This window comes from Burkholderia sp. MSHR3999 (genome assembly GCF_000833595.1).
Taxonomy (GTDB): Bacteria; Pseudomonadota; Gammaproteobacteria; order Burkholderiales; family Burkholderiaceae; genus Burkholderia; species Burkholderia ubonensis.
Genome location: NZ_JRFO01000007.1, coordinates 420,430 through 446,192, shown reverse-complemented (window position 1 = coordinate 446,192; position 25,763 = coordinate 420,430). Strand labels below are relative to the sequence as shown.

The following is a 25,763-nucleotide window of genomic DNA, read 5'->3' as shown; positions in this document are numbered from 1 at the left end:
ATAAGATGAAGATAACCAGACCGCTGTGGGCCAAGGGGATTTTCATGACGCCGCAGCACTTCCAGCAGCAGGCGATATGGGAACAGTACGTCCACGACCAAGTTGCACGCATCGCGAGCCCCGACGCCTGGGGTGCGGTGCATGTGGCACTCGACGACCAGGCGCTGAGCGTCGATCGCGTGCAATGCACGGCGCTCGCGCTGCGCCTGCCCGACGGTACGCTGATCGACAGCGAAACCGCCGACTGGCTTCCTGCGGCGCGCAGTCTCGACGACGTGCCTGCAACGGTGGACACCGTGACCGTGCTGGCCGGCGTGGCGCTGATGGACGCTCAGGGCGGCAACTGCGTCGAACCCGGCGAAAAGCCGGCCCGCCCTCGCCGCGTGACCCGCGAGTACAAGCATGTTGCCGATCTGAACGGCGACGGGCAGGAAGAAATCAGTGTCGAACGTAACGTGGTGGCGTTGCTGTTCGACTTCGAGCAGGGCGGCGACTACGTGACGTGTCCGGTTGCGCGACTCGTGCGCACCCCGCAAGGACGCTTCGAGCCCGACACGGCGTTTGTCCCGCCGTGCCTGTTTCTGTCCGCGAGCGATCGCCTCATGCATCGCGCGCAGCGCCTGTCGGAGATTCTGTCCGCCAAGAGCGCCAGCCTTGCGGTGCGCCGCAAAGAGCGCTCGGACCAGATCGCCGACTTCGCCGTGTCCGACGTGGCGCTGTTCTGGCTGCTCCACAGCGTCAATAGCGCCTGGCCCGAGCTCGCACGCCTCGTACAGGCGCCGGATCAACATCCCGAGCGACTGTACGCTGTGCTCGCCCGGCTGGCGGGCTCGTTGCTGACGTTCTCCACGACCGAATCGCTCCAGGCGATTCCACCGTACGATCACCGCGCACCCGAGCCGACGTTTGCCGAGCTCGAATCGCTGATTCGCACGCTGCTCGATGCGGTCATTCCGTCCCGCGTCGTACCGATTGCACTGGAACGCGTACGCACGACCACATGGCTCGGCCGGATCAACGACGAAAGGCTGACCGAGGGCGCGGAATACTATCTTTCGGTGCAAGCGGCGATGCCGGCGCACGCCCTCATCGACCATCTGCCGCGTCTGTGCAAAGTGGGCGCACCGGACGAGGTCGAGCAGATCGTCAATTCCGCGCTGCCGGGCATCGCCTTGCGGCCGATGTCGCGGCTGCCGGCCGCGATTCCCGTGCGGATCGAAAACCAGTACTTCGCGCTGGACAGCAATGACGCCGCGTTCAAGCGGATGATCGACGCGCACGCCTGCCAGATTTATGTGCCGGCATCGATTCCCGAGGCGTCGCTCGAACTGTATGCGGTGCTGCCGTCATGAGCACGATGCCCGTCGCGGATTCCCCTCTGCTCCCCGTCGCGCTGCGTGACACGGCGCGCACGGTCACTGCATTGGAAAAGGAGCCACTGTCGTATCAGGCGCTGCGCGATCAGTGCAACGCGCAGATCGCGCAGTTGCGAACCGAGTTGAATGCGCGCGGCCTCCCGGATGACGCGATCAGCGATGCGATCTATGCGCAGTGCGCACTGCTTGACGAGGCTGCGCTGAAACACCTGACGGGGGAGGTGCGCGACGACTGGGAGCACGAACCGCTACAGGTGGTGCATTTTTCGAGCAACGATGCGGGCGACGAACTGGTGCGGCGCATCGAGCAACGCTTGCGTGAACCTCGACCGGCTCGGGTGCTGCTCGCGATATTCGCAGCGGTGCTGTCGCTCGGGTTCGTCGGCCGGTTTGCGGTCAACGGCGGGGCGGCGCGCGAAGCGCTCGTCCGCGCGATCGACGAGCGCCTGGGACGCACAAGCGTGGACGAAAGCAATCGCGCTTTTCTCGCTCCGATCGTGGTAAATCACGCCAACGCGCGTCCGCTGCGCATTTCCCCGCTGACCTGGGTGGCGGTCTCGTGCGTCGCGGTCGGGCTCATCTGGTTTGCGGTTGATCGATGGTTCATCGCCTCGATTGCCCAGCTCACGCGATAAAGGAGAAGGACGATGTGGGTGGGACCCGGGTTATTCGAGCGGATCACCGGACACTTCGCGGACGGTTCGGCAGTGGACGATTTTGCCGCGGAGGTGCAGGTATTCCTCTCGGTCCGCGACAACATCGAGCGCATCCTGAACAGCCGGCGTGGCTCACTCGTCCATCTCCCGGACTATGGGCTCGACGACCTGTCGGAGATCTATCGGCATCTGCCATCTTCGGCACACAAGCTGCAGCGTGCGATCGAGGCAACACTGCTGACCTACGAGTCGCGGCTGAAGAAGGTGGAAATCGAGATCCATCCGCCTGAACCGGGCATGCTGATCAGCTTCACGATGGCCTGTCATTTGCACCGGGAAGGGCTCGTGCGCTTCGGCACGAATTTCATGCCGGACGGGAAGACGCGGCTGCGCATGCTGCAGGCTGCGCACGATCGGTACTAGATGCCTTATCGAGAAAGGGGGGGGGGATGCACGAATGCCGAAAATGATGGCACTGAAAGGAAATCTCACGACGACCGGCGGTCAGGTGTTGGATGGCGATCATTCGGATCTGGACAATGGGCAGCCGTACACTTACCACATGGGATTGGCATCCTGTGGGCGTTGCGGTCAGACCGGATCGATCTTGGGTACAGCCAATACGTGGAGCGTAGGCAATACGCACGGCGTACTCGACGGCGATATCGTCATGTGCGCATGTCCCCACGGAAATAATCGTGTTGTCGCGCGTTCCACGACGTACTACAGCGAATAGTCGAACGCCGCATTGCCGTGATCGGGTTTGAGGGACGCGTCGCGCAACGCGTTCCGTCCCGATTCGGCTTCGAACGGACTGCCGACCCGACAGTCCGTCAGCGGTTCTTCCCGACGTGAAGCGGTCGTGAGCGTGCCGAATCACGCCCCGCCACCATCCCCTCACCCAAACGCCCCCCGCGTCAGATCCCTGTCGAATTCCGCTATCCACGCCGTGCCGTGCCCGACCGTGTATCCCTTTTCCTTGTGCGTCGAGCAGCAAACGACGGTAACGTAACCCTGCAGCGGATAGACCTCGTCCACGATCTCCGGCGCGCCGGCTTCCTGAATCGTGAAATCGGACTCGGCGAGGTGATGGCGATGCAAGACGGCGACGAAATCGGCCCTTTCGTCTGGAGCAATGACTGACATTTTGCGTCCCTCCTTGCGGAACGATCGAAGCACGATCAACGCTTTCAAGCTAGCACACGTCCATCCGCGCTGCGGTGCGGCAACACGCGCGATCAGCGCCGAGACGCACAATCGCATGGCCGCCGGAAGACTGATCCGTTATCCGAATCATGTCCGGAATTCATCGGAATATTGCGCCGCAACGAACGCCAACCCGACGTCGCGCCGCCCGCCTGCTCGCTTGCCGCAACTGGCAGACCACCTGATTTTCGCGAATAATGGCCGCACATCCACTACTGGACGATTGCGGTCATGGACTACTCTCCCGAAGCCATCCGCACCGTCGCTCTGGTCGGGCATGCCGGATGCGGAAAGACATCGCTTGCCGAGGCGCTGCTGCACCAGGGCGGCGCGCTTCATGCGCCCGGCAACGTGAACAACGGCACCGCCCTGTGCGATTTCGACCCGCTCGAACGCAAGTACCACCACTCGCTCAGCTCCGCCGTCGCCCAGCTCCACTATCAGGACACCCGTATCTACCTGCTCGATACGCCGGGCTACCCCGACTTCGCCGGCCTGTCGATCAGCGCGCTGCCGGCCGTCGAGACGGCGGCGATCGTGATCAACGCCCGCACCGGCATCGAAATGACCACCCGCCGAATGATGGCGTATGCGCAGCAGCGCAAGCTCTGCCGGATGATCGTCGTAAACGGCATCGATGGGGAGAAGGTCGACCTGCCGGCGCTGCTGGCGGAGATCCAGGAACTGTTCGGCAAGACCTGCCTGCCGATCAACCTGCCTGCGCAGGGCGGCAGCGAAGTGGTGGACTGCTTCTTCAACCCCGCGGGCAAGGCCGACTTCCATTCGGTGGAAGCCGCGCACGACGCGCTCGTCGATCAGGTGATCGAACTGGATCCCGCGTTGATGGAGCTGTATCTGGAACAGGGCGAAGCGATCCGCCCGGAACAGTTGCACGAGCCGTTCGAGCGCGCGTTGCGCGAAGGCCATCTGGTGCCGGTCTGCTTCACGTCGGCGGCCACCGGCGCGGGCATCGCACAGTTGCTCGACGTGTTCGTGCGCCTGCTGCCCAACGTCACCGAAGGCAATCCGCCGCTGTTCTATCGCGAAGTCGACGGACAGATGAAAACCGTGCATGCGGAGCCCGACGCCGACAAGCACGTGCTCGCACACGTGTTCAAGATCGTGATGGATCCCTACATCGGCAAGATGGCCGTGTTCCGCATCCACCAGGGCACGGTCGCGCGCGACAGCCAGCTCTACATCGGCAACGGGCGCCAGCCGTTCAAGGTCGCGCGGCTGCTGATGCTGCACGGCAAGGAGCACACGGACGTGTTGCGGGCGGGCCCCGGCAACATCTGCGCAGTGACGAAAGCCGACGACATCAGCTTCGACGACGTGCTGCACGACGCCCCCGAAGACGGCAACGTGCACCTCACGCCGCTCGATTTCCCCACGCCGATCTACGGCCTCGCGATCGAGCCGGCGCGCCGCGGCAACGAACAGCGTCTGTGGGAGGTGCTGCAGAAGCTCGCGGCCGAGGACCCGTGCCTGCTGATCGGGCATCCGGTCGGCGCCAACGAGACCGTCGTGCGCGGGCTCGGCGAGCTGCACCTGCGCTTCATGCTGGAGCGCCTCACCGACCAGTACAAGCTGGACGTCGTGACGCGGCCGCCGACCATCGCGTGGCGGGAAACCATCGGCGGCAAGGCGGAAGGCCACTACCGGCACAAGAAGCAGACCGGCGGCGCCGGCCAGTTCGGCGAAGTCATGCTGCGCGTGGAGCCGTTGCCGCGCGGCGCCGGGTTCGAGTTCGTCGACGTCGTCAAGGGCGGCGCCATTCCTTCGCAGTTCATTCCGGCAGTGGAGAAAGGCATCCTGCAGGTGATCGACAGCGGGCCGCTGGCCGGCTTCCCGATGCAGGACGTGCGCGTCACCGTGTTCGACGGCAAGAGCCATCCGGTCGACTCGAAGGAAGTGGCGTTCGTCACCGCCGGACGCAAGGCCTTCATCGACGCGGTGCTGAAAGCGCAGCCGATGGTGCTGGAGCCGATCGTCGACATCGAGGTGATGACGCCGGAAGCGGCGATGGGCGACATCATCGGCGACCTGTCCGCGCGGCGCGGGCAGGTGCACGGCACACGCACCGTCGGCGGCCACGCGATGGTCGTCGCCGGGAAGGTGCCGCTTGCCGAGCTCAACGACTACCAGTCGCGCCTGAATGCGCTGGCGGGCGGGCACGGCAGCTACAGCATCGAGCTGAGCCACTACGATCCCGTGCCGTCCGCCCAGCAGGAGCGGCTGGCGGCGCAGCACCGGAACCGGGGGGACAGCAGCGCCGAATGAATCCCGCGGCAGCGTAAGAAGCCGGCGCGCGGCGTCACCGGTTCGCCTGAGCGGGTGCGAGCGCCTCCAGCAATGCCTTCGCCTCTCGCAAGTCGGCGGTGTCGAGCCCTTCCGTAAATCCGCCGTAGACTTCGGACAGCACTTGTCGGGCCTCGTCGATCCGGCCCTCGCGCTGCCACAGACGGGCCAGGCTCGACGCGGCGCGCAATGCCAGCGAGCGGGCGCCCTGCTCGCGCGCCACGGCGATCGCGTGGCGGAAACAGGCTTCGGCTGCGTCGTTGGACGCCGCAGCGCCGTCGTCGCCGTTCGGCTCGCCGAGCAGCATGATCGCCTTGAGCCGATGCAGCTCCGCCTCGAAGCAGCGCTCCCCGGCGCGATCCACGATCGCCAGCGCGTCGTCGAGCAGCCGCAGGCCGGTTTCGCGGTCGCCGGCGCGCCGGTGGCTGTCGGCAAGCAGCGCCAGAAAGTACGAGCGCTGATCCTCGCCTCCCGCGGCGCGGTCGGCGGCGAGGCCCTCGCTCATCTGCGCGATCCCCGCCTGCAGGCTGCCCTGCTCGGTCAGCGACCAGCCCCGGAAAATCGTTCCCCATGCGAGCCAGTACGGCAAGCCGTGCTCGTTCGCGAGCGCGATGAGCGCGTCCGCATGCTCGCGGGCCAGCGACGACTCGCGCCGCAACTGATGCAGCTCCGCCGCGTAAGCCAGCGTGAACGCGAGGGTCGGGCCGTAGGCGAGCTTCTGCGCGAGGGCAAGCGCCTCCAGGCTGCGCTTGAGCGCCTTGTCCGGGTAGCCCTGCAGCCACAAGGTCAGCGTCAGGAAGTTCAGCGCGCGGATGCCGGGGTCCACGCCGTGCGCGAAGACGTGGGCCTGATGCTGCTCGGGATCGTAGATCGCCAGCGCCTGTTCCTGATGGTTGCGAGCAGTGTCCAGGTTCCCCTGCAGGAACAGGCACGCGCCCAGCGCGCCATGCGCCTCCATCAGCAGGCCCGGGTCCGCCGCCTGCCGCGCCACGTCGAGCATCTGCTTGCCCAGCTCGCGCGCCGTCGCGTACTCCGCGCGCGTCAGGTGGTGAATCCGCAGTCCGAGCTGCGCCGCGAAGCGCTGCGACGTGTCGCCGGTCTGCTCGCACAACGCCAGCGCGCGCGTATAGGTCGCGGCCACCTCCGGCGCGCCGTAGCCGCGCACGTCCATCAGGGCCGGCCCCAGCGCGAGCAGCAAGGTCAGTTCCCGATGCGCGCGCTCGGGCGTATCGGGCAGGCGCTCGAGCAGTTCCAGCGCCGCGCCGAGGTGATGCATCGCATCCGGATGGGCAGCATGGCGCAGCGCCTGTTGCGCGGCCTGGTACAGATACTCGACGGCCTTCGGGATGTTGCCGCTCAGGCTGTAGTGATGCGCGAGTTCGCTGCAATAGTCCGCGATGCGGGTCGGGAACAGCGCCTCGATCGCCTGCGCGGTGCGCTCGTGCAGCGCGCTGCGCCGCTGCGTGAGCAGCGAATGGCCGGCGACTTCCTGCGTCAGCGCGTGCTTGAACGAATACTCGACTTCAGGAAACGCCGGCCGCTCGTAGATGAATTCCGCCGCTGCGAGATGGGCGAGCAGTTCGCGCAGCGCGTCGTCGGCATAGGCGACCCGGCCGTCGCAAATGCGCCGGATCAGGCTGTACGGAAACTCCTTGCCGATCACCGCGAGCATCTGCAGCAACTCCTTCTCCGCGACCGGGAGCCGGTCGATGCGGGCGGCCAGCACGCCCTGCACGGTGGTCGGAATGTGCAGCGCGGCCGGGGTCCGTCCGAGCCGGTAGCGGCCTGGGTCGCCGAGCAGCGATTGCTCCTCGGCGAGCGTCTGCACGACCTCTTCCATGAAGAACGGATTGCCCTCCGTCTTCTCCAGGATCAGTTGCTCCAGCGGCGCAAGGGTTGGATCGTCGCCGAGCAGCGCCGCGAGCAGCCCCCGGGCCTCGGTCGAGCCCAAGGGCTCCAGCCGGAGCTGGCTGCCGTGGCCCGTGTGCGTCCAGGCCGGCTGGTACTCCGGCCGGTAGTTCACGAGCAGCAGGATGCGGGTCGCCGGCACGCGTTCGCTCAGGTGCGCGAGGAACGCTTCCGTCTCGCGATCCAGCCATTGCAGGTCCTCGAACAGCAGCTCGACCGGCTGGTCGCGGCTCTCGCGCGCCAGCAGCTGCGTGATCGCGTCGAAGGTGCGCTCGCGGCGGATGCGCGGGTCCATCTCCGCGAGCGCCGCGCCGGGCTCGCCGATGCCGAGCAGGTAGAGCAGATAGGGCACGAGATCCTCGAAGCTGCGCTCGAGCGTCAGCACCTTGCCCATCACCTTTTCCCGGCAGCGGCGCTCGTCGTCCTGCGCGGTGATCTGAAAATAGTTCTTCAGCAGCTCGATCAGCGGCAGATACGCGAAAGCCTTGCCGTGCGACACCGAGAAAGTCTCGAGCAGCAGGCAGCCGCGCCGCGTGCGTTCCTTGAACTCGTGGAACAGCCGCGATTTGCCGACGCCGGCCTCGCCGCGCACGCCGACGATCTGCCCGCGGCCCGCCCTGACCTCGTCCAGCGACCGGTTCAGGTGCGCCAGTTCGGCGTCGCGGCCGACGAACCTGGCGAGGCCCCGGTGCGCGGCCAGTTGCAGCCGCGTGCGCAGCGCGCCGAGCCCCAGCACCTCGTACACCGGCAGCGGCTCCGGCACGCCCTTGACCCGGGTGGCACCGAGCGCCTTGAACTCGAAATAGCCTTCGGCCAGCTTGTGGGTCGACTCGCTGACGAGGATCGACGACGGCGTCGCGATGCCTTCCATCCGCGATGCGATGTGGATCGTGTGCCCGACCGGATCGTAGTCGGTGTGCAAATCGTCGGTGCGGATCGAACGCACGACGACTTCGCCGGTATGCACGCCGACGCGAATCTGCAGTGGAATGCCGCTCTCCAGACGAATCCGGTCGCCGTGGCTGCGCATCGCCTGCTGCATGCGCAGCGCAGCGAACAGCGCGCGCTGCGGATGATCCTCGTGGGCGATCGGTGCGCCGAACAGCGCGAGGATGCCGTCGCCGAGCGATTTCGCGACGTAGCCTTCGTAGTAGTGGACGGCTTCCATCATCAGCGCGACGACCGGCTCGATCAGCCGATGCGCTTCTTCCGGATCGAGGTCGTGGATCAGCGCGGTGGAGCCGGCCATGTCCGCGAACAGCGCGGTGACGGTCTTGCGCTCGCCGGCGGTTTCGCCGCGCGCTTCCATCGCCGCCTGTTCGGCGCGGATGCGCTCGGCAAGATGGTGCGGTGTGTAGTGGATCGGCGCCGGGGACGGCACGGCTTCCGGCCCCGGGCGTGGCGGCGACGGCGCGTCGCGCACGTCGGGCGCATCGTCCAGCGACGCGCCGCACGCATTGCAGAAGCGGGCGGAAGGGCTCGCGTCGTGGCCGCAGCGCGGGCACGCGCGCGACAGCCCGGCGCCGCACGCTTCGCAGAATCTGGCCCCGGCGAGGTTCTCGAATCCGCAGTTTGCGCAGTGCATGCCACCCTTCTCCTGCCGAGCGCCGGCATGTGGTCATTATGCGCCGGGTCTACTTGCATAAAAACCGGGGCGGCGTCACTCGGCGCCGATCGTCGTCACCGGCACCCAGCGTCCGCCCTTCACCTGATAGAGCGTCGACGTCGGATGCTCGAGATCGCCGTTGGCGTCGAACGCGATTTTCCCCGTGATGCCTTCGTAGCGCGTCGCGCGCAGCGCCGGCAGGTATTCGTCCGGCTTCGCCGAATTCGCCTGCTGCATCGCATGGACGACCACCCCTACGCAGTCGTAGGCGAACGGAGCGTACGTGAGCATGTCGACGCCGAAGCGCTTCTTGAACTTGCGCGCGAACGCCTTGCCTTGCGGCAGCGTGTCGATCGGCCGCCCGTATTCCCACGCCATCGCGCCTTCGGCAGCCGAGCCGGCCACGTTGATGAAGATGCTGTCCGCGATGCCGCCGCTGCCGACGAACTGGACGCGCATCCCGAGCTGCCGCATCCGCTTCGTGATGAGCGCCGCCTGGTTGTCCAGGCCGCCGAAGTACAGCAGGTCCGCGTTCGCCGCCTTGATGTTGGTGAGCTGCGCATTGAACTCGACGGCCTTGTCGTTCGTGAATTCGGCCGCGACGATCTTCCCGCCGGCGGCCGCAACGGCCTTCTTGAACTCTTCGACGGCCCCCTGGCCGAACGCGGTCCGGTCGTCCATCACGGCAATGCGCTGCGCCTTCGTGACGTTTACCGCGTAGGTGCCGGCAACGCCGGAATTCTGCGCGTCGGTCGCGATGATGCGGAACACCGTCTTCAGGCCCTGGCGGGTGATAGCCGGATTGGTCGCCGCCGGGTCGATCAGCGGGATGCCGGCCTTCGCGAAGATCGGCGCGGACGGCAGCGCGACCCCGGAGTTGTAGTACCCGACGACCGCGGCGACGCCGTCGTCAACCAGCTTCTGCGCGACCTGGACGCCGATGCGCGGGTCGCCCTGGTCGTCGACCGAATCGAGCTCGAAACGCACGTCCTGTCCGCCAAGCTTGATGTGCCGCGCGTTCGCTTCCTCGACAGCCAGCCGGACGCCGTTCTCGAGGTCCTTGCCGTTGGACGCGCTGATCCCGGTGAGCGGGCTGGACGCGCCGATCCTGACGACCTGCTGCCCATATGACGGGCCGCAAGCGAAACACAGCGCAACGGCACTCAGGCCCATGGCGAGCCAGCTTCGACGAAATCCGCGCATGGTGGCACTCCCGATGACCAAGCGAGGCGCCCACGAACCGGAAACGGCGTCCGGCGCCAACCTGCGCCGCTGTCGTTCACAGCCGATTTCCGGACGCATCCGTGACGCCCCGATGCGGCGCGCATCACTACACTTCATCGAACAATCTCGCCTCGTGCAGCGCAGCCGGTGTTTACCCTCGGCAGCGACGCTGACGCAAAAGGCTCGATCAACAGGCCGTGTCAAGCATCGCGCCCGCCGTTACGTCACAATGAAGCGCGCATGGATCTCGCTCGATGTCAGCAGGCACGCCGCCACCGTGATGCGCGCAAGCCTGCTTTCCAGGGGGAAGCAATGGACGACGTTATTTACGCAACGGATGGCGCAGTCTGCACGATCACCCTCAACCGGCCGGAGCGGCGCAACGCCGTCGACGGCCCGACCGCCCGGCAACTCGGCGATGCGTTTGAACGGTTCGAGGCCGACGACGCACTCGGGGTGGCGATCCTGACGGGCGCCGGGGGCCACTTTTGTGCCGGCGCCGACCTGAAGGCGGCCGGCGATCCCGCGCTGCGCAACCGGGTCGACGACGCGGGAGACGGCCCCGGCCCGATGGGCCCGACCCGCATGGTCTTGTCGAAGCCGCTGATCGCGGCCGTATCCGGCTACGCGGTCGCGGGCGGGCTGGAGCTTGCGCTGCTGGCCGATATCCGCGTCGTCGAGGAGGACGCCGTGTTCGGCGTGTTCTGCCGGCGCTGGGGCGTGCCGCTGATCGACGGCGGGACGGTCAGGTTGCCGCGCATCGTCGGCATGGGGCATGCGATGGACATGATCCTGACCGGACGCCCCGTCGACGCGCCGGAAGCCATGCGCATGGGGCTCGCCAACTATGTCGCGCCGAAGGGCGAAGGGCTGGCGCACGCGACGCGCCTCGCGCGGCAGATCGCGCAATTCCCGCGCCGGTGCCTGCTCGCGGACCGGCGCTCCGCATACGATCAATGGGATTTGCCGCTGGCGGACGCGCTGCGTCGCGAGGGTGCCCGCGGCGCGCCGATCGTGTTTGCCGAGGGCGTGGCCGGCGCCGCGCGCTTCAGCGCCGGTGACGGGCGTCACGGAACGTTTTCCGGCTGAAGCGCGTCGATCGTTATCGCGCATTCATTCGGAAACCGTAGCAAATTCCGCAATGAAACCGTCTGCGCGCGTCGAAACGCGTCGCAGCACATGGAGGCGGACATGCTGGAAATCGCAAAGGAAAACCTAACGGCTGCGGTGAATCGCATTTCCGCATCGCGGCTCGCGTCGTGTTGCGTCGCCGCGTTGGCAAGCGCCGTGCTCGCCACGGGTTACTCGCACGCGCAGCCGACGTCGTTCGACTCGTTCGCCGTTCCCGCCGGCAGCGCACCGCACGACGTCGCCCCGGCGCCCGACGGCAGCGTCTGGTTCACCGCGCAGGCGCAAGGCTCGGTCGGACGGCTGGACCCGCGCGGCGGCAAGACCGACTGGGTGCCGCTCGGCGACGGCTCGGCGCCGCACGGCGTGATCGTCGGCCCCGATCGGGCCGCATGGATCACCGACGGCGGCCTGAACGCGATCGTGCGCGTCGATCCGAAGACGCTTGCCGTCACGCGCTTTCCGTTGCCGAAGGACCGGGCGGACGCCAATCTGAACACTGCGGTCTTCGACAAGCGCGGGCATCTGTGGTTTACCGGGCAGAGCGGCGTGTACGGCGAGCTCGACCCGGCGAGCGCCAGCATGCGCGTCTTCGATGCGCCGCGCGGGCGCGGCCCCTACGGCATCTGCGTGACGCCCGACGGCAGCCTGTATTTCGCGTCGCTGGCCGGCAACTATCTCGGCCGCATCGATCCCGCAAGCGGCAAGGCGCAGGTCATCGAGCCGCCGACGCCGAATCAGGGCGCACGCCGCGTCTGGTCGGATTCGAAGGGGCGCGTGTGGGTCAGCGAGTGGCATGCCGGCAAGGTCGGCAGGTTCGACCCGGCAACGCATCGCTGGCGCGAATGGAGGCTGCCCGGCCACGATCCGCATGCGTACGCGATCTTCGTCGACGACCGGGACATCGTCTGGCTCAGCGAATGGAGCGCCAACGCGCTCGTGCGCTTCGACCCGCGCGCCGAACGGTTCGACGTCCTGACGCTGCCGCGCGCGCATGCGAACGTGCGGCAGATGATGGGGCGTCCGGGCGAGGTCTGGCTGTCGGAGTCGGGCACCGATCATCTGCTGCGGTATCGGTCGCGTGAGGTCGATGACGGTGGCAACTGACGGCGGGCAGTGGCGCATGATCGCCGGCATGCGTCGTCAAGCATCGGTTGGTTCCGCTAACAACCCGTGACAAGAAGGCTTGACCGCATGTCAGCAAGCACACGATGCCGAGCGACGCATCGACATCGACCGCCATTGAGCATTACGGTTCGCGTACTTCAGTCATCCCGATCGAATCGAGTGCGTCAATGAGTTCATTTACGGCCGCGTAATACGCCAAGGCGCCAGGATCAGAGGCCGGTGTGTCCTCCATGAACTGCCTGCATCGGCCAGCCAATATCCAGATCGGATCAGGATTTTCACTCAGCCAGCATCCAACGATGTGATTGACCGAACTCGACAGTGGGTACATGCGTGCATCCCGGCGATACAGGCGGAGCGGCAAAAACGCCCTGTCATTGAGTTTTCGTATCACCGAGCTCATACGCTCGAGGTGCATCTGTGCATCTTTGGTCATCAGCTTATTGCGTTGAAAAAGGAACAGTCTAGCGATGGATGAGCGACTATCGCCGCTCACCGCCCGATCAGTTTCCGGAAAATATCCTGCAACAGGCGCTCGTGCTGCTCCAGCGCATCGTCGAGCGTACTCGCCGCATAGCCCTGATTGTCGTTCGCGTCTGCCATGCCGGCGACGCGCGTGACGAACAGCAGCGCCTCCCCGCTCTTTGCATCCGACATCCCTCGGAAGCGGGTCGTGATCGTCACCCCGGATTCGTCCAGCACGGTGCGACGGAACACCAGCTCGTTCTCGGCCATCCAGCGCGACCACGCGTCATGGTCGAACACTTCGACCGGCGTGTCCTTCGCATCGAGGATGTAGAGGCGTCGCCCGTTGGGCGAACTGGATCGGGACGTCATCGTTCAATGCGACGGCGCGATCAGCAAGCCCATCGCGTCTCGCCACCACGTATCGTCGACCCGGCCGATCCAGTCGTTATGCTCGGCCGACTTCACGACGATCAGCTGCTTCGGATCGGCGAGCGCGTCGTAGAGCGCCTCGCCGAAACGCGCGGGAACGATGCTGTCGCGCTCCGCCACCACGACCAGCACGGGACGGCCGAACGACGCCAGATGGGCGACGCTGTCATACCGGTCGCGCAGCAGCCACTTCACGGGCGCCCACGGATAATGATGCGCCGCCACATGCTCGAGCGTATCCCATGGCGTGATGAGCATCAGGCCGGCGATGCTGTCGCGCTCGCGCGAGCCCGCCGCGGCGGCCACGCCGGCCCCCAGCGATTCGCCGACGGCCAGCAGCGGCGAACCGTACAGGCGATGCGCAAGCACGATCGTCTGCTGCGCGTCGGCGACCAGCGTTTCTTCGCCTGGCGTGCCGCCGCGCGGCCCGTAGCCCGGATATTCGGCGAGGATCACGCGCCATCCCATTCGGGTGAGCGCAGCGGCGTAGTACGAACGGTGCCCGGCATGCCCGGCGTTGCCATGAAAGACGACGACCGTGCCGCGCGCGACTCCCGCCGGCTCGGCCACCAGTCCGCGAAATTCCTCCGCCGACGGCCATGCGCGCAGTCCGTCGGATACGACGTCATCGATGGCGGCTTTTTCCGGGAAATAGATCAGGCGATCCTGCATCAGCACGACTCCCGCGAAGACGATCAGACACGCGACGGCGACACGCAGCACGGTTCCGGTGAGTTTCATCGCATCGAGCCCAATCTCCCGTCGCCCGCCGGCGAATTCGCAATCCGCTCCACGCTTTTCCGCTACCCTGTGCGAAATTTCGTCATGGATGCCGTTGCGCCGCCGATCAAGCATACGCCAGCCGGCCGGTTGGCGCGCGGCGTGGGCGGCTGGCGTCGCCTCTCCCCGACAAGGACATCATGATCTGGCTGGCCAATGCGGTTCTGGTGTTGCACGCGATGCTCGTGCTGTTCATCGTCGGCGGGCTGGTCGCGATCTGGGTGGGCGCCGAGTTCAAGCGCGCGTGGGTGCGCAACCGCACGTTCCGGATCGCGCATCTCGCGGCCATCGGCATCGTCGCGGCGCTGGCGGCGCTCGATGTGCGCTGCCCGCTCACCATCATCGAGGACTGGCTGCGCACCGGGCAGGCCGGCCAGCAGGGCTTCCTGCAGCGCTGGGTAAGCGCGCTGATTTATTACGACCTGCCGGGCTGGATGTTCGCGCTCGCCTATGTCGCGTTTCTGGTGGTCGTCGTGGTCACGTGGCGGCGCATTCCGCCGCGGTCGTAATCCTGCGACGGCCCGACCGATGCGCCCATGCCGCCAAGCCCGTGGCGCTGTCTCAATACTGCACGAGTATCGTCACCCGCCGATTCATCGCCCGCGCCGCCGCGTCGTCTCCGGCCACCAGCGGCAGGTTGTCCGCGCGGCCGATCGCGGCGAGCCGATGCGGCTCGACGCCCCGCTCGACCAGATACCGCACGACGGCCCCCGCCCGCGCCGACGACAACTCCCAGTTGGATTCATACTTCGCGGTCGAGATCGGCACGCTGTCCGTATGGCCTTCGACGAGGATGCTGGTCGCCGGATGGGTCTTCAGCACGCCCGCGATGCGCGCCAGCACGCCGGACGCATCCGGCAGCAGCCGCGCATCGCCGACGTTGAACAGGATCTTCGCGTTGATGCCGATTTCAACGCCGTGCGCGGCATTCACGACCGTCACCTGCCCCTGCTCCTTCAGCGACTTCAGCAGCGCGGACCACGCCTGCGCGGCATCGGCGTGCGCCGGCGCATTCGTCTTCCCGGCCGCCTGCTGCGCCAGCGCCTGAAACCGCACGTCGAGCGCGTTGTACTTCGCGAGCTGCAGCACGTACAGCGCGAGAAACAGCACCATCAGCGTGGTGACGAGATCCGCATAGGAGACCAGCCAGCGGCCGGACTGCGCGCCTTCGCCGTCCGCGTCGTGATCGGCGGCGTCGGCCGCGAGGCGCTTGCTGCCGGATTGCGTGTACATAGGCTGGAATCCGTGTTCGTCACGCGAGCGATTCGGCCGCCCGGCCGCGAATGTCGCCGGTCAGGCGCGTCTCGATCGTATGCGGCGACTCCTTGCGCGAGATCGCCAGCAGCCCGTCGAGATAGAGCTTGCGAAACCGCAGCTCGCTGTCCACCTGCGCGCGCAGCTTGCCGTACAGCGGCAGGAACACGAGGTTCGCGAGCGCCAGCCCGTACAGCGTCGCGACGAACGCCACCGCGATCCCCGGCCCGAGCTGCGCGGGTTCGAGAATATGGCTCGTCACCTGGATCAGTCCCATCACCGAGCCGAGGATGCCGAACGTCGGCGCATAGCCGCCCGCCTGCTGCCACACGCGCGCCGCCGCCATGTGGCTGCGCTCGTAGGCATCGAGCTCGCGCTGCAGCGCGTCTTCGAGCACCGCGGTCGACACCCCGTTCGCCAGCAGTTCGAGCCCGCGCCGTGCGAACGGATGAATCCCGCTGACGTCCATCGATTCGAACGCGAGCAGGCCGTTCAGCTTCGCGCGGTCGCCCCACTCCAGCAGATCCGTCAGGCTCTGCCGATCGACCTGCCGCGCCTGCACGAACGCGAGCCGCAGCTGCTTCACCGCATCGAAAAAACGCGCCCACGTGTTCTGGATCATCACCGCGCCGAGCGTGCCGCCGAGCACGATCACGAACGCCTCGAACTGGAACAGCGTCGCGAAATGCCCGCCTTCGAGCGAAAAACCGAACACGATGGCCGCGCCACCGAACACCACGCCGAACAGCGTCAACAGATCCATGTCTCTCTCCGGCCGGCGCTCACGCCGCCTGATCGGGAAGGTTCGCCGCGACGGCGGCCGGCGCCTTGAGCGCGCGCACGGCATCCAGCAGGCGCTGCTCGATGTCGCCAACCTCGACCGGATCGATCTTGATGTCGCGACGCATGACCCACGACACTTCGTTGCGGCGCGTCTCGGTCATCACCGAGAACAGCCGGTCGACGACCGCCTGATCGTCCGCGCTCGCGAGCAGCTTCGCGAGGTCGTATGTATCGAACGCGCTGACGACCTCGAACAGCGTGCGCTGATCGACCCAGGCCAGGTCCTCCAGCGCGTTGATCTCGCCGCCGCGCCGGACGTTGCGCCGCGTAAAGTACGCGACGCCCTTCTGCTCGACGTAGTTGAGCACCTTCGACTTGCGGAACGCGAACACTTCGTCCGCGATCTCGCCTTGAGACAGCTTGTTGAGCAGCAGCTTCTTCTCGACGCCGATCAGCGATTCGAGATCGGCGAGCTCGATCAGCTCCAGTTCGCTGCTGATCGACAGGTCGAGCTCGTGATCCGCGACCTGCTGCGCGCGGTCGGTAATGCGGGCGGCGTCGAAGGTCACGACCTGGCGCGCGTCGGCGGACGCCGCATAATCGGCGGTCCCGCCGCTCAGTTGATCCGCCTGCGCGGCCTCGATCGTGACGAGATTGAGCTTCTCCATGCGCTTGAGCATCGCCATCACGTGCGGGCGCGAATGCCCGGCGACCGCGCGGCATTTCCTGATCACGTCGGCGAGCGGCACCGACGCCTGCTCGGCATACGTCTGCATCGGCCGGCGCGCCCACGCGTCGTCGCCGCCGCGGCGCTCCCCGCCCGCCATCAGCGAGAGCACGTGCGCATAGGACAGCACGCCGGGCAGGAAATCCGCGTGCGTGTAGGTCGCGAGCTGGTCGTCCTTGCGCTTCACGCGGCGGATCATCGTGCGCACGATATGGCGAAGCAGCGCCGACACGCGCCCGATTTCGTCGTCCAGCACCTCCGCCGGCACGACGGTGAGCTGACAGAACGTGAGCGCCTTCGCGGTATTGCCGCGCGGCTCGGCGGCGAGCAACGCGCTCTCGCCGAAGAACTCGCCCCTTCCGAGCGTCGCGACGACGACCTTCTTCTCGTCACAACGAGTCGACAGTTCGACCTTGCCCTCCGCGATCAGATAGATGACCGCCTCTCCCCCGAAACCTTCCGAATAGATGACTTCGCCGGGCGCCGCTGTGCGTGTCCACGACTGTTGACGATTCACGATGTTCCCCTGCTGCGCTTACTTTGTTTTCGGCCGCGCGTCGCGCTTCATGCGTGATCGTGGCTGCCGTTCCCCGTGCTCCCGTTTACGACACGGGATGCACGGTTCTTTAACGTCCTCGCCGGGGTTTCAGGGGGCGGGATCTGATACGAATCGTTTGCGCCGCGGATACGGGGGGCTTCATCCGGGAAAACGACAGGTCGCCGCGCGTCGCGCGAATCGGCCGCGCCTGCGCCGATCCTTACTCTTGGCCTTCAACGCACGCGATTGCGCGCCGTCGCGCGCCGCTCACTCGTGCAATCCCCAGGACACGAGCACCGCGTGGATGTTTCGCGCGTATTCGTCACGCAAGTGCGGCGTTTCCGAGTGATACGCGCCGATCGCCTGCCATGTGTTCCCGTAGCGGACCATCTTGCGCTTCAGCATCCACGCCGCGACGTAGACGTTCACGCACGCGTCCTTCAGCGCGCCCGGCGGCACGCCGTAGCTGCGCAGCTCGCCGAAGTGCACCGAGTTGATCTGGGTCTGGCCGACGTCGATGCTGCCATCCGCGTTGCGATGCACCGCGCCCGGGTTGCCCTTCGATTCGTACCACGCAATCGCGCGCAGGATCTGCGGGTTGACGCCCTGGTAGCCGGCCGCGCGCTCGAAGCACGCGTCGGCGGACGCGGCATCGGCCGCGCGCGCCGGCGCGATGAAGAGCACGCTCGCCGACATCGCGAACGCGCCGATCATGACGTGCCGGCCGACCCGATTCAGCCGCTTCATTGCGCCATCGCCAGCGCAGCCGCGCCGGCTCCCGTCGTGCGCCGATCGCGCACGCTCTTCGCCATCGCGTCGTCGAGCTTCTTGTCCACGGCGGCAAGCGCCGCGCGCGACGCCTCGGTCACGACGAGATGCGCCTGAAATTCCGGTGCTCGCTTCACGGGCGGCGCGTGGCGCGGTTTCTTCGCATGACGCCCGCCCGCCGGCGCTAACGCCGGCACCTCGTCGTCGCCGCCCGCCCCCGGCGGCAGCGACGCGAATGGCGGCAGCGGCGGAAACACCTGGTTGGACGCGGCGGGCGCAGGCGGCGCGCCGTCAGTGGGTGGCGCGGCAAACGCGGCGCCGCACACGAGCGTGGCCGCGCAGATCGACAGTCGTAGCATCGCGAGATCTCCTGTCATTGCGTAGGACCGACCTGAACGCTGTACGGCCGGCAACTGCCGGCCGCCACGTTCTCGACGCGCACCGACCCTGCGCGCTGCGTTGCGATGCCGCGCCGGATCGACTGGTTCAGATAGCCGAAATCCTGCGGCAGCGCGGCCACGCGAATCGTCATCGGTTGCGGCTGCTTCGACGCCAGCGCGCCGACTTTCGCGAGCACGGCGGTCAGTTGCGGATCGCGTGCGCCGAGCGCATCGGCGGGGATGATGAAATCGACGAGCGGCGTCGCCGAAGCGGGCGCGTCGTTGTGCGCATTCGCGTCCTGACGTCCGGGTTGGAACTGGGCGCAGCCGGTGAGCGCAGCGGCGGCAGCGGCAAAGGCAAGAATGACGAACGGCTTCACGTGTTTCTCAGGCGGTCACTGGACCTGCGTTATCGGCAACGCGCCCGCGATGTTTACCCCTGTCGCGCGCGAGGCCCGCCTTGACGGGGGAACGCGCTGCTCGTCGATTCTCCCGATTTAAGCGCACTCTGGTCAGACGCCATTCGTCCGATATTTGAGCGCCGCGCGCTGCGATACTCAGAACTCCATGTCCAGCTCGTCGATATCGTCCTGCTCCGCCTTCGCCGCGTCGATCCATTCCGCGACGAACGGCTGCGCGAGCACGCGCATGCAGTAGTCGGCGATGTCGGGTTCGAGCTTCACGTCGTAGGTCAGGAAACGCGTGACGACGGGCGCGTACATCGCGTCGGCCACGCCGATCTCGCCGCCGAACAGCCAGGGCCCGTGATACTGCGCGAGGCATTCGCGCCAGATGGTCACGATCCGTTCGATGTCGTGCTGCGCGCGCGACCAGATGCGGAAATCCGGAAAATGCGCGCGCAGGTTCATCGGCAGCGCGGAACGCAACGCGTTGAACCCCGAATGCATCTCGCCGCAGATCGAGCGGCAATGGGCGCGCGCCTGCCGCTCCTGCGGCAGCAGCCGCGCGTCGGGACAGATCTCGTTCAGGTATTCCGCGATCGCGAGCGTGTCCCACACCTTGGCGCCTTCATGCGTCAGGCACGGCACCCGTATCGACGGCGACAGCAACAGCAGTTCGGCGCGCGACGCGGCATCGATCGGCACCGTCACGGTCTCGAACGGCAGGCCGCTCAGCTTCGCGAGCAGCCAGCCGCGCATCGACCACGACGAATAGTTCCGACTGCTGACGGTCAGCGTCGTTTCTCCTGCGGATTTCATGTCGCGTCCCCTGTGAATGCCTGTCGTGCGCGTGCACCGAAAACGACTGGCGCCGCGCCTGTGCCGCACCATCGCCGTGCACCGGATTCGCCGGTCTGGCGCAACGTCGCGCCAACGCTGCCGCGCGTTGCATCGATGAAACGTTTTGCATTGCGTCGCATGCGACCTTCGGGGCGAGCGCCCGCCTGCACGCCGCTGTGCGCTGTCAGGACGTGCAACGTGCGTGCCAGCCGCCGACTGGCACATAGCTTGCCTCGTTCGACGCACAGCGGCACGAGGCGCGACGGCCATGAACTTGCTTGCCTACCCTTGCTATCAGTGGTTCGCCGAATGCACGCGGCCCGCGCGCGCCTGGGCCGCGTGCATGCGCGTGTCGATGTCGATGTGGCCTCTGTCGACATCGACATCGCCCGGCCGCACGCTGGACGCGTGGTGCGAGCTGTTCGAATGCTGCGCGTTCTCGCACCGGCGCCCGCCGTTCGGCATCGACGCGGTGGACGTCGACGGCGCAACGGTGCCGATCGTCGAGCACGCGGCGGCCGGCACGCCGTTCGGCACGCTGCTGCACTTTCGCAAGGCGTTGCCGGTCGCGCGGCAGCCGCGCGTGCTGATCGTCGCGCCGATGTCCGGGCATTTCGCGACACTGCTGCGCGGCACGGTGCGCACGATGCTCGCCGATCACGACGTGTACATCACCGACTGGCACAACCCGCGCGATATCCCGCTGCGGGCCGGACGCTTCGGCTTCGACGAATACGTCCGGCACGTGATCGATTTCATCCGCCACATCGGCCCGGACGCGCACGTGCTGGCGATCTGCCAGCCGACCGTCGCCGCGCTCGCGGCCGTCGCGCTGATGGCGGCCGGCGGCGATCCGGCCCAGCCCGCGAGCCTGACGCTGATGGCGGGCCCGATCGATTGCCGCGTGAATCCGACGAAGGTCAACGCGCTTGCAACGAGCCGCCCGATCGACTGGTTCGCGCGTCATCTGATCAGCGTCGTGCCGTCGGGCTTTCCGGGCGCGCAGCGACGCGTGTATCCGGGGTTCGTGCAGGTCGGCGCGTTCATGTCGATGAATCCGGATCGCCACGCATCGTCGTTCTCCGATCTGTATTACGAACGCGCGAAGGGCGACCCCGCGAAGGCCGATGCGTTGCGGTATTTTTACGACGAGTATTTCGCGACGGCCGATCTCACCGCGGAGTTCTATCTGGAAACCGTCGAGAAGGTGTTCCAGCAATACGCGCTCGCGCGCGGCGAGCTGACGGTCGGCGGGCAGCTCGTCGAGCCGGCCGCGATCCACCGCACCGCGTTGCTGACGATCGAAGGGGAGAAGGACGACATCTGCGCGGTCGGGCAGACGGTCGCCGCGCAGGAGCTGTGTTCGGGGCTGCCGCCATACCTGAAGACGCATCACGTACAGACGGGCGTCGGACACTACGGCGTGTTCAACGGCAGCCGCTGGGAATCGCAGATCTACCCGATCGTGCGCGCGACGATTCACGACAACGAGCCGTACGATCGCACGGCGGGCAAGACGGACGCGGCCACGGGCACACGCTATGTGACGCTGCACGCGCTGCTCGCGGCGCGGATGACGGGTGACTATCGGGCGACGGGAGAACTGTCGCCGAACTGAGGTCGCGCGCCGGGCCTGCTATTGCTTGCCGCGCCCGGCGACACGCGCGATGGATCAGGAAGTCACGTCTATCCAGGCCGCGGTTCCCCCTCCGCGGAAAATCAAATCAATTCACTGGATGACGCTGCCGAGTCCTGGGTCTGCAGGCTGTCGTGAACACGATACCCGACGATCTTGCGCGAGAACCCATCAGTCACGAGGCTCAGACGCCCGGGCGGCGCCTTGCGATCCGCGTCTCAACACGCTAAATCCATCAAATGGTGTGCTATGTGCGTCACATAGACATAAGACCCCGGATAAGGGAATTACATTTCTTGACTGGTGATTTTCGATAACTCTATAATTTTGTGTGTTAACGGTGCCTATTGCGACTTAAGTGGCCATATGTTGGATTTAAGCCTGAGCAAGCCGAGTGAGATCGTCAAGCGGCTTTGCGAGCGCCTGCGCACGGAGCGCTTGGCCCTGCAGATGACGCAAGCCGACGTGGCCGGACGCGCCGGCATCGGAATCAATACGGTGTCCAACCTGGAGGCTGGACGCAATGTGGGTTTCGAGAACGTGGTCCGCGTGGCCATGGTGCTTGGGCGGGGCAAGGAACTCGAAGGGTTGTTCTTGCCCAGGCTGGACAGTCTGGAAGACGTTCGCCGCTACGAAAACAGCGCCAGGCGCCAACGTGCCAAGAGGAAGTCCAGTCATGCTTGAGCAGGTTGATGTCTACTACAACGGCTGGGGTGAACATTGGCGCTGGGGCACGCTGGTCTCGACGACGGCCATCACGGGTCGTCCACTGATCGTGTTCGAGTACAGCGACGAGGCGAGAGATAGAGGACTGGAACTGTCGTCCTATACGCTACCTCTGAATGGCCCCAAGTTGCGCAGGAACTTCCCGCCCCATCAGCTGGCACTACCCGGGCCCGTCTATGACTCGCTGCCCGACGGTTGGGGCATGCTGCTGATGGACCGCTTGTTCAAGCGCCGCGGTCTCAACCCTGCGCGTATCGGCCCGCTGGAGAGGCTGGCCTACATCGGCAACAATGCCATGGGAGCCTTGTCGTTCGAGCCTGTCGCACCAGAGGGGCAAGCGCCGGAAGAGGACATCCCCCTTGACCGACTCGCGGCAGAGGTGCGGGAGGTGCTCCAGGGCGAAGGCGGGGAGTTCCTGCAGACATTGCTGCGGGTGGGGGGATCTCCGCAAGGCGCCAGGCCCAAGGTCCTGGTTTATCGCGATCCTCGAACCGGCGCCTTTACTACCGCCGCCATGCCGGGTTTCGAGGCCTGGTTGATCAAGTTCCCGGCCAAAGAAGAACATGCCGAAGTCTGCGCTATCGAAATGGTCTATGCCGAGTGCTTGCGCATGTGCGGCATACAGACCCCGGACACGCTGCATTTCAGCTTGCCCAACGGTCTCGCGGCCTTTGCCACCCGACGCTTTGATCGACACGACGGTTTGCGCGTGCCCATGCAAAGCCTGGCCGCCTTCACCGGAGCCGACTACAAGACAGCGGGGACCCTGGACTACGTCAACTTCTTGCGCGCGACCCAGATGTGCACCAACGATTTACGGGAGAAAGCGCTTGCATACGAGCGTGCGGTCTTCAATGTCACGTTCAACAATCGAGACGACCATCCCAAGAATTTCGCCTACATCATGTCTCCATCCGGTGAATGGAAATTGGCGCCAGCCTACGACGTGACGTTCTGCGAGGGACCAGGCGGGTACCACCAGATGGACGTGATGGGCGAAGCGCTGGCGATCGACCGAAAGGCCATGCTGAGCCTTGCTGATGAAGCGGAAATTTCGGCCGACGTTGCTGGCGGGATCGTCGACAGATTCTGCGACGTGGCCAGCCAGTTTGCGGCCATGACCGAGAACCTGTTCCCAGGAGGCGTGACGCAAGACACCTTGCACGTCATTCAAGCTCGAATCGACGACAACATCGAACTACTTCGCTGAGGCCGCGAAGCCACGCCCAACGGGCAGTGGCTTTCTGCATTGCTAATAGATGTCGCCGCGAGCGCCTCCCCTACTTCAACCGCCCCGACAGAAACTGCCCCAGCCGCTCGCTCTTCGGATTGACGAGGATCTCCTGCGGATGCCCTTCTTCCTCGATCTTCCCCTGATGCAGGAAGATCACGTGATTCGACACGTTCCGCGCAAATCCCATCTCGTGCGTGACGACGACCATCGTCCGCCCTTCCTCGGCGAGCGCCTGCATCACCTTCAGCACTTCGCCGACGAGTTCCGGATCGAGCGCCGACGTCGGCTCGTCGAACAGCATCACTTCCGGCTCCATCGCGAGCGCCCGCGCAATCGCCACGCGCTGCTGCTGGCCGCCCGACAGATGCGACGGATACATGCCCTCGACCCGCGCCGGCAGCCCGACCTTCTCCAGGTACTTGCGCGCCCGCGCGACGGCCTCGTCCCGGCCGACCCCGAGCACGGCCATCGGCGCCTCGATCACGTTCTCCAGCACCGTCATGTGCGCCCACAGGTTGAAATGCTGGAACACCATCGCGAGCTTCGTGCGCATCCGCTGCAGCTGCTTCTGGTCGGCGACGCGCAGCGAGCCGGCCTTGTCGCGCGCGGTCTGGATCGGCTCGCTGCCGATCGTGATCTGCCCCGAGCACGGCTGCTCGAGAAAATTGATGCAGCGGAGAAACGTGCTCTTGCCCGAGCCGCTCGACCCGATGATGCTGATCACGTCGCCGGCCTTCGCCTTCATCGAGACGCCCTTCAACACCTCGTTGTCGCCGAACTTCTTGTGCAGGTCCTCAACGATGAGCTTGTACATGCGTGTGTTTCCTTTCGAATGCTTGAATGCGTCAATGGCCACGGGGCGACAGGAACGCGAGCCAGCGCGCCTCGAGCTTGCGGAACGCCCAGATGAGCGCGAAGACCACCACCGCGTACAGCGCCGCCGCGATGCCGTATGCGTGGAACGACATGTACGTCGCCGAGTTGACGTCGCGCGTGACCTTCAGGATGTCCGGCACGGTCGCGGTGAACGCGAGCGTCGTCGCGTGCAGCATCAGGATCACCTCGTTGCTGTAGCTCGGCAGCGAGCGGCGCAGCGCGGACGGCAGGATGATGCGCGTGTAGAGCTTGAAGCGCGACATCCCGTATGCGAGGCCGGCCTCGATCTCGCCCGCCGACGTCGCCTTGATCGCGCCGGCGAAGATTTCCGTCGCATACGCGCATTCGTTCAGCACGAACGCGAGCAGCGTGCAGTTCATCGCATTGCGAAAGAACGCGTCGAGCAGCACGTTGTCGTGCACGACCTGCAGGCTGTAGATGCCCGTGTAGCACATCAGCAGCTGCACGTAGAGCGGCGTGCCGCGGAACACGTACGTGTAGAGCCACACGGGCCCCGACACCCAGCGGTTGCTCGACGCGCGCGCGATCGCGAGCGGCACCGCGAGCAGGAAGCCGAGCACGATCGACACGACGAGCAGCCACAGCGTGATCGCGAGCCCGCTGAAGCGGTAGCCGTCGGTATACAGATAGTTTTGCCAGTACTGGCTGATGAGCGCGATCACAGTGCGAGCCTCCGGACGCCGGCCGAATAACGTTTCTCGAGGTGGTGCAGCACGACGTTCGACACCGTCGTGATCGCGAGGTAGATCGCGCCCGCCGCAAGCGTGAAGAAAAAGAAGTTCAGCGTGCTCTTGCCCGCATCCTGCGACGCCTTCACGACGTCGGCGAGCCCGATGATCGACACCAGCGCGGTCGCCTTCACGAGCACCTGCCAGTTGTTGCCGATGCCCGGCAGCGCGAAGCGCATCATCTGCGGGAACAGGATGCGGCGAAACACGCGCCAGCCGCTCATCCCGTACGCGAAGCCCGCTTCGAGCTGGCCGCGCGGCACCGCGAGGAACGCGCCGCGGAACGTCTCGGTAAAGTACGCGCCGTAGATGAAGCCGAGGGTCACGATGCCGGCCGCGAACGGGTCGATGTCGATCTGGTCCCAGCCGATCAGGTCGGTGACGTCGTTCAGCAGGATCTGCATCCCGTAGAACAGCAGCAGCATCAGCACGAGGTCGGGCACCGCGCGGATCAGCGTCGTGTAGAAGGTGCCGACCGCCGCGCACGCGCGGTTCGTCGACAGTTTCGCGGCCGCGCCGGCGAGCCCCAGCACCAGCGACGCGGCGAGCGACAGCACGGCGAGCTTCACGGTCTCGACCGTGCCGGCCCACAGCAGCGGGCCAAATCCTTGGAAAATCATGTGAGCGTATCCGGAAAGGTG

Annotated in this window: 27 protein-coding genes; 11 read left to right on the top strand and 16 right to left on the bottom strand. The window is 66.1% G+C overall.

Translation table 11 applies throughout. The features are described 5' to 3' along the window. The first annotated feature begins 5 nt into the window (after positions 1–5). Genes tssK through KY49_RS36270 form a run of 4 tightly spaced genes read left to right on the top strand, consistent with a single transcriptional unit; the run spans position 6 to position 2,768 of the window. Positions 6–1,352, top strand: coding sequence for a type VI secretion system baseplate subunit TssK (gene tssK, locus KY49_RS25535; protein ID WP_042587240.1), 1,347 nt, complete (start codon positions 6–8; stop codon positions 1,350–1,352). Beyond that, the gene (locus KY49_RS25530) at positions 1,349–2,011 is read left to right on the top strand and encodes a DotU/TssL family secretion system protein (protein WP_042587239.1); all 663 of its coding nucleotides are present in this window, start codon (positions 1,349–1,351) and stop codon (positions 2,009–2,011) included. Before tssK ends, KY49_RS25530 begins: the two co-directional genes overlap by 4 nt. A gap of 12 nt (positions 2,012–2,023) precedes the next feature. Then, positions 2,024–2,455, top strand: coding sequence for a type VI secretion system baseplate subunit TssE (gene tssE / locus KY49_RS25525; protein WP_042587238.1), 432 nt, complete (start codon positions 2,024–2,026; stop codon positions 2,453–2,455). Positions 2,456–2,498: 43 nt separating this feature from the next. Then, complete coding sequence (locus KY49_RS36270) at positions 2,499–2,768, top strand: PAAR domain-containing protein (protein WP_331456565.1); 270 nt, start codon at positions 2,499–2,501, stop codon at positions 2,766–2,768. A gap of 161 nt (positions 2,769–2,929) precedes the next feature. Here KY49_RS36270 and KY49_RS25520 read toward each other — a convergent pair whose 3' ends face one another. After that, positions 2,930–3,178: a hypothetical protein gene (locus tag KY49_RS25520; RefSeq protein WP_042587237.1), complete on the bottom strand. Its 249-nt coding sequence runs from the start codon at positions 3,176–3,178 to the stop codon at positions 2,930–2,932. Between the two features lie 291 nt (positions 3,179–3,469). Between KY49_RS25520 and fusA the strand changes: the two genes are divergently transcribed. Then, a complete protein-coding gene (gene fusA / locus KY49_RS25515; protein ID WP_042587236.1) occupies positions 3,470–5,521 on the top strand; it encodes an elongation factor G in 2,052 nt (683 codons plus the stop codon). 34 nt (positions 5,522–5,555) lie between these two features. Here the strand turns inward: fusA and KY49_RS25510 are convergent, their stop codons facing one another. Together KY49_RS25510 and KY49_RS25505 are read right to left on the bottom strand one after the other, a co-directional pair. Further along, on the bottom strand, positions 5,556–9,032 hold the full coding sequence (locus KY49_RS25510; RefSeq protein WP_042587235.1) for an adenylate/guanylate cyclase domain-containing protein: 3,477 nt from the start codon (positions 9,030–9,032) through the stop codon (positions 5,556–5,558). A 75-nt stretch (positions 9,033–9,107) separates the two neighbouring features. After that, positions 9,108–10,256 carry a branched-chain amino acid ABC transporter substrate-binding protein gene (locus KY49_RS25505; protein WP_042587234.1) on the bottom strand — a complete coding sequence of 383 codons (1,149 nt, stop codon included), beginning with the start codon at positions 10,254–10,256 and terminating at the stop codon, positions 9,108–9,110. Between the two features lie 333 nt (positions 10,257–10,589). Between KY49_RS25505 and KY49_RS25500 the strand changes: the two genes are divergently transcribed. Continuing rightward, positions 10,590–11,366, top strand: coding sequence for a crotonase/enoyl-CoA hydratase family protein (locus KY49_RS25500; protein WP_042587233.1), 777 nt, complete (start codon positions 10,590–10,592; stop codon positions 11,364–11,366). A gap of 102 nt (positions 11,367–11,468) precedes the next feature. Further along, positions 11,469–12,512, top strand: coding sequence for a Vgb family protein (locus KY49_RS25495; RefSeq protein ID WP_042588727.1), 1,044 nt, complete (start codon positions 11,469–11,471; stop codon positions 12,510–12,512). Positions 12,513–12,654: 142 nt separating this feature from the next. Here the strand turns inward: KY49_RS25495 and KY49_RS25490 are convergent, their stop codons facing one another. Genes KY49_RS25490 through KY49_RS25480 form a run of 3 tightly spaced genes read right to left on the bottom strand, consistent with a single transcriptional unit; the run spans position 12,655 to position 14,171 of the window. Then, positions 12,655–12,969, bottom strand: a complete 315-nt coding sequence (locus KY49_RS25490) for a hypothetical protein (RefSeq protein ID WP_042587232.1) — start codon at positions 12,967–12,969, stop codon at positions 12,655–12,657. Positions 12,970–13,025: 56 nt separating this feature from the next. After that, on the bottom strand, positions 13,026–13,370 hold the full coding sequence (locus KY49_RS25485; protein ID WP_042587231.1) for a hypothetical protein: 345 nt from the start codon (positions 13,368–13,370) through the stop codon (positions 13,026–13,028). A 3-nt stretch (positions 13,371–13,373) separates the two neighbouring features. Further along, positions 13,374–14,171 (bottom strand): alpha/beta hydrolase, encoded by a 798-nt coding sequence (locus tag KY49_RS25480; RefSeq protein WP_042587230.1) that lies wholly within the window; start codon positions 14,169–14,171, stop codon positions 13,374–13,376. A 179-nt stretch (positions 14,172–14,350) separates the two neighbouring features. Here KY49_RS25480 and KY49_RS25475 point away from each other — a divergent pair, with 179 nt between their 5' ends. Beyond that, complete coding sequence (locus KY49_RS25475) at positions 14,351–14,719, top strand: DUF2784 domain-containing protein (RefSeq protein ID WP_042587229.1); 369 nt, start codon at positions 14,351–14,353, stop codon at positions 14,717–14,719. A 52-nt stretch (positions 14,720–14,771) separates the two neighbouring features. On the opposite strand, the gene KY49_RS25470 is transcribed toward KY49_RS25475, so the two are convergent. The 7 genes from KY49_RS25470 to KY49_RS25440 all read right to left on the bottom strand — a co-directional run bounded on the left by KY49_RS25470 (position 14,772) and on the right by KY49_RS25440 (position 19,880). After that, positions 14,772–15,443 carry an OmpA/MotB family protein gene (locus KY49_RS25470; RefSeq protein ID WP_042587228.1) on the bottom strand — a complete coding sequence of 224 codons (672 nt, stop codon included), beginning with the start codon at positions 15,441–15,443 and terminating at the stop codon, positions 14,772–14,774. A 19-nt stretch (positions 15,444–15,462) separates the two neighbouring features. Further along, on the bottom strand, positions 15,463–16,227 hold the full coding sequence (locus tag KY49_RS25465) for a flagellar motor protein (protein ID WP_042587227.1): 765 nt from the start codon (positions 16,225–16,227) through the stop codon (positions 15,463–15,465). Between the two features lie 19 nt (positions 16,228–16,246). Then, the gene (locus KY49_RS25460; protein ID WP_042587226.1) at positions 16,247–17,491 is read right to left on the bottom strand and encodes a cyclic nucleotide-binding domain-containing protein; all 1,245 of its coding nucleotides are present in this window, start codon (positions 17,489–17,491) and stop codon (positions 16,247–16,249) included. A 288-nt stretch (positions 17,492–17,779) separates the two neighbouring features. Beyond that, entirely contained in the window at positions 17,780–18,208 is a 429-nt protein-coding gene (locus KY49_RS25455; protein WP_231636648.1) for a lytic transglycosylase domain-containing protein, read from the bottom strand. A gap of 47 nt (positions 18,209–18,255) precedes the next feature. Beyond that, positions 18,256–18,639 carry a hypothetical protein gene (locus KY49_RS25450; protein WP_042587224.1) on the bottom strand — a complete coding sequence of 128 codons (384 nt, stop codon included), beginning with the start codon at positions 18,637–18,639 and terminating at the stop codon, positions 18,256–18,258. A gap of 14 nt (positions 18,640–18,653) precedes the next feature. Further along, positions 18,654–19,040 carry a hypothetical protein gene (locus KY49_RS25445; RefSeq protein WP_042587223.1) on the bottom strand — a complete coding sequence of 129 codons (387 nt, stop codon included), beginning with the start codon at positions 19,038–19,040 and terminating at the stop codon, positions 18,654–18,656. 177 nt (positions 19,041–19,217) lie between these two features. Next, positions 19,218–19,880, bottom strand: a complete 663-nt coding sequence (locus tag KY49_RS25440; RefSeq protein ID WP_042587222.1) for a glutathione S-transferase family protein — start codon at positions 19,878–19,880, stop codon at positions 19,218–19,220. A 289-nt stretch (positions 19,881–20,169) separates the two neighbouring features. Between KY49_RS25440 and KY49_RS25435 the strand changes: the two genes are divergently transcribed. The 3 genes from KY49_RS25435 (at position 20,170) to KY49_RS25425 (ending at position 23,473) form a co-directional block, all read left to right on the top strand. After that, the gene (locus KY49_RS25435) at positions 20,170–21,519 is read left to right on the top strand and encodes a polyhydroxyalkanoate depolymerase (protein ID WP_042587221.1); all 1,350 of its coding nucleotides are present in this window, start codon (positions 20,170–20,172) and stop codon (positions 21,517–21,519) included. A gap of 384 nt (positions 21,520–21,903) precedes the next feature. Continuing rightward, complete coding sequence (locus tag KY49_RS25430; protein ID WP_042587220.1) at positions 21,904–22,221, top strand: helix-turn-helix domain-containing protein; 318 nt, start codon at positions 21,904–21,906, stop codon at positions 22,219–22,221. Continuing rightward, on the top strand, positions 22,214–23,473 hold the full coding sequence (locus KY49_RS25425; protein WP_042587219.1) for a type II toxin-antitoxin system HipA family toxin: 1,260 nt from the start codon (positions 22,214–22,216) through the stop codon (positions 23,471–23,473). The genes KY49_RS25430 and KY49_RS25425 overlap by 8 nt, the downstream gene beginning before the upstream one ends. A gap of 70 nt (positions 23,474–23,543) precedes the next feature. On the opposite strand, the gene KY49_RS25420 is transcribed toward KY49_RS25425, so the two are convergent. The 3 genes from KY49_RS25420 to KY49_RS25410 are packed head-to-tail and all read right to left on the bottom strand — an operon-like array spanning position 23,544 to position 25,742. After that, the gene (locus KY49_RS25420) at positions 23,544–24,311 is read right to left on the bottom strand and encodes an ABC transporter ATP-binding protein (protein ID WP_042587218.1); all 768 of its coding nucleotides are present in this window, start codon (positions 24,309–24,311) and stop codon (positions 23,544–23,546) included. 31 nt (positions 24,312–24,342) lie between these two features. Next, a complete protein-coding gene (locus KY49_RS25415; protein ID WP_042587217.1) occupies positions 24,343–25,056 on the bottom strand; it encodes an ABC transporter permease in 714 nt (237 codons plus the stop codon). Further along, positions 25,053–25,742, bottom strand: a complete 690-nt coding sequence (locus KY49_RS25410) for an ABC transporter permease (protein ID WP_042587216.1) — start codon at positions 25,740–25,742, stop codon at positions 25,053–25,055. Before KY49_RS25410 ends, KY49_RS25415 begins: the two co-directional genes overlap by 4 nt. Positions 25,743–25,763: the final 21 nt, after the last annotated feature.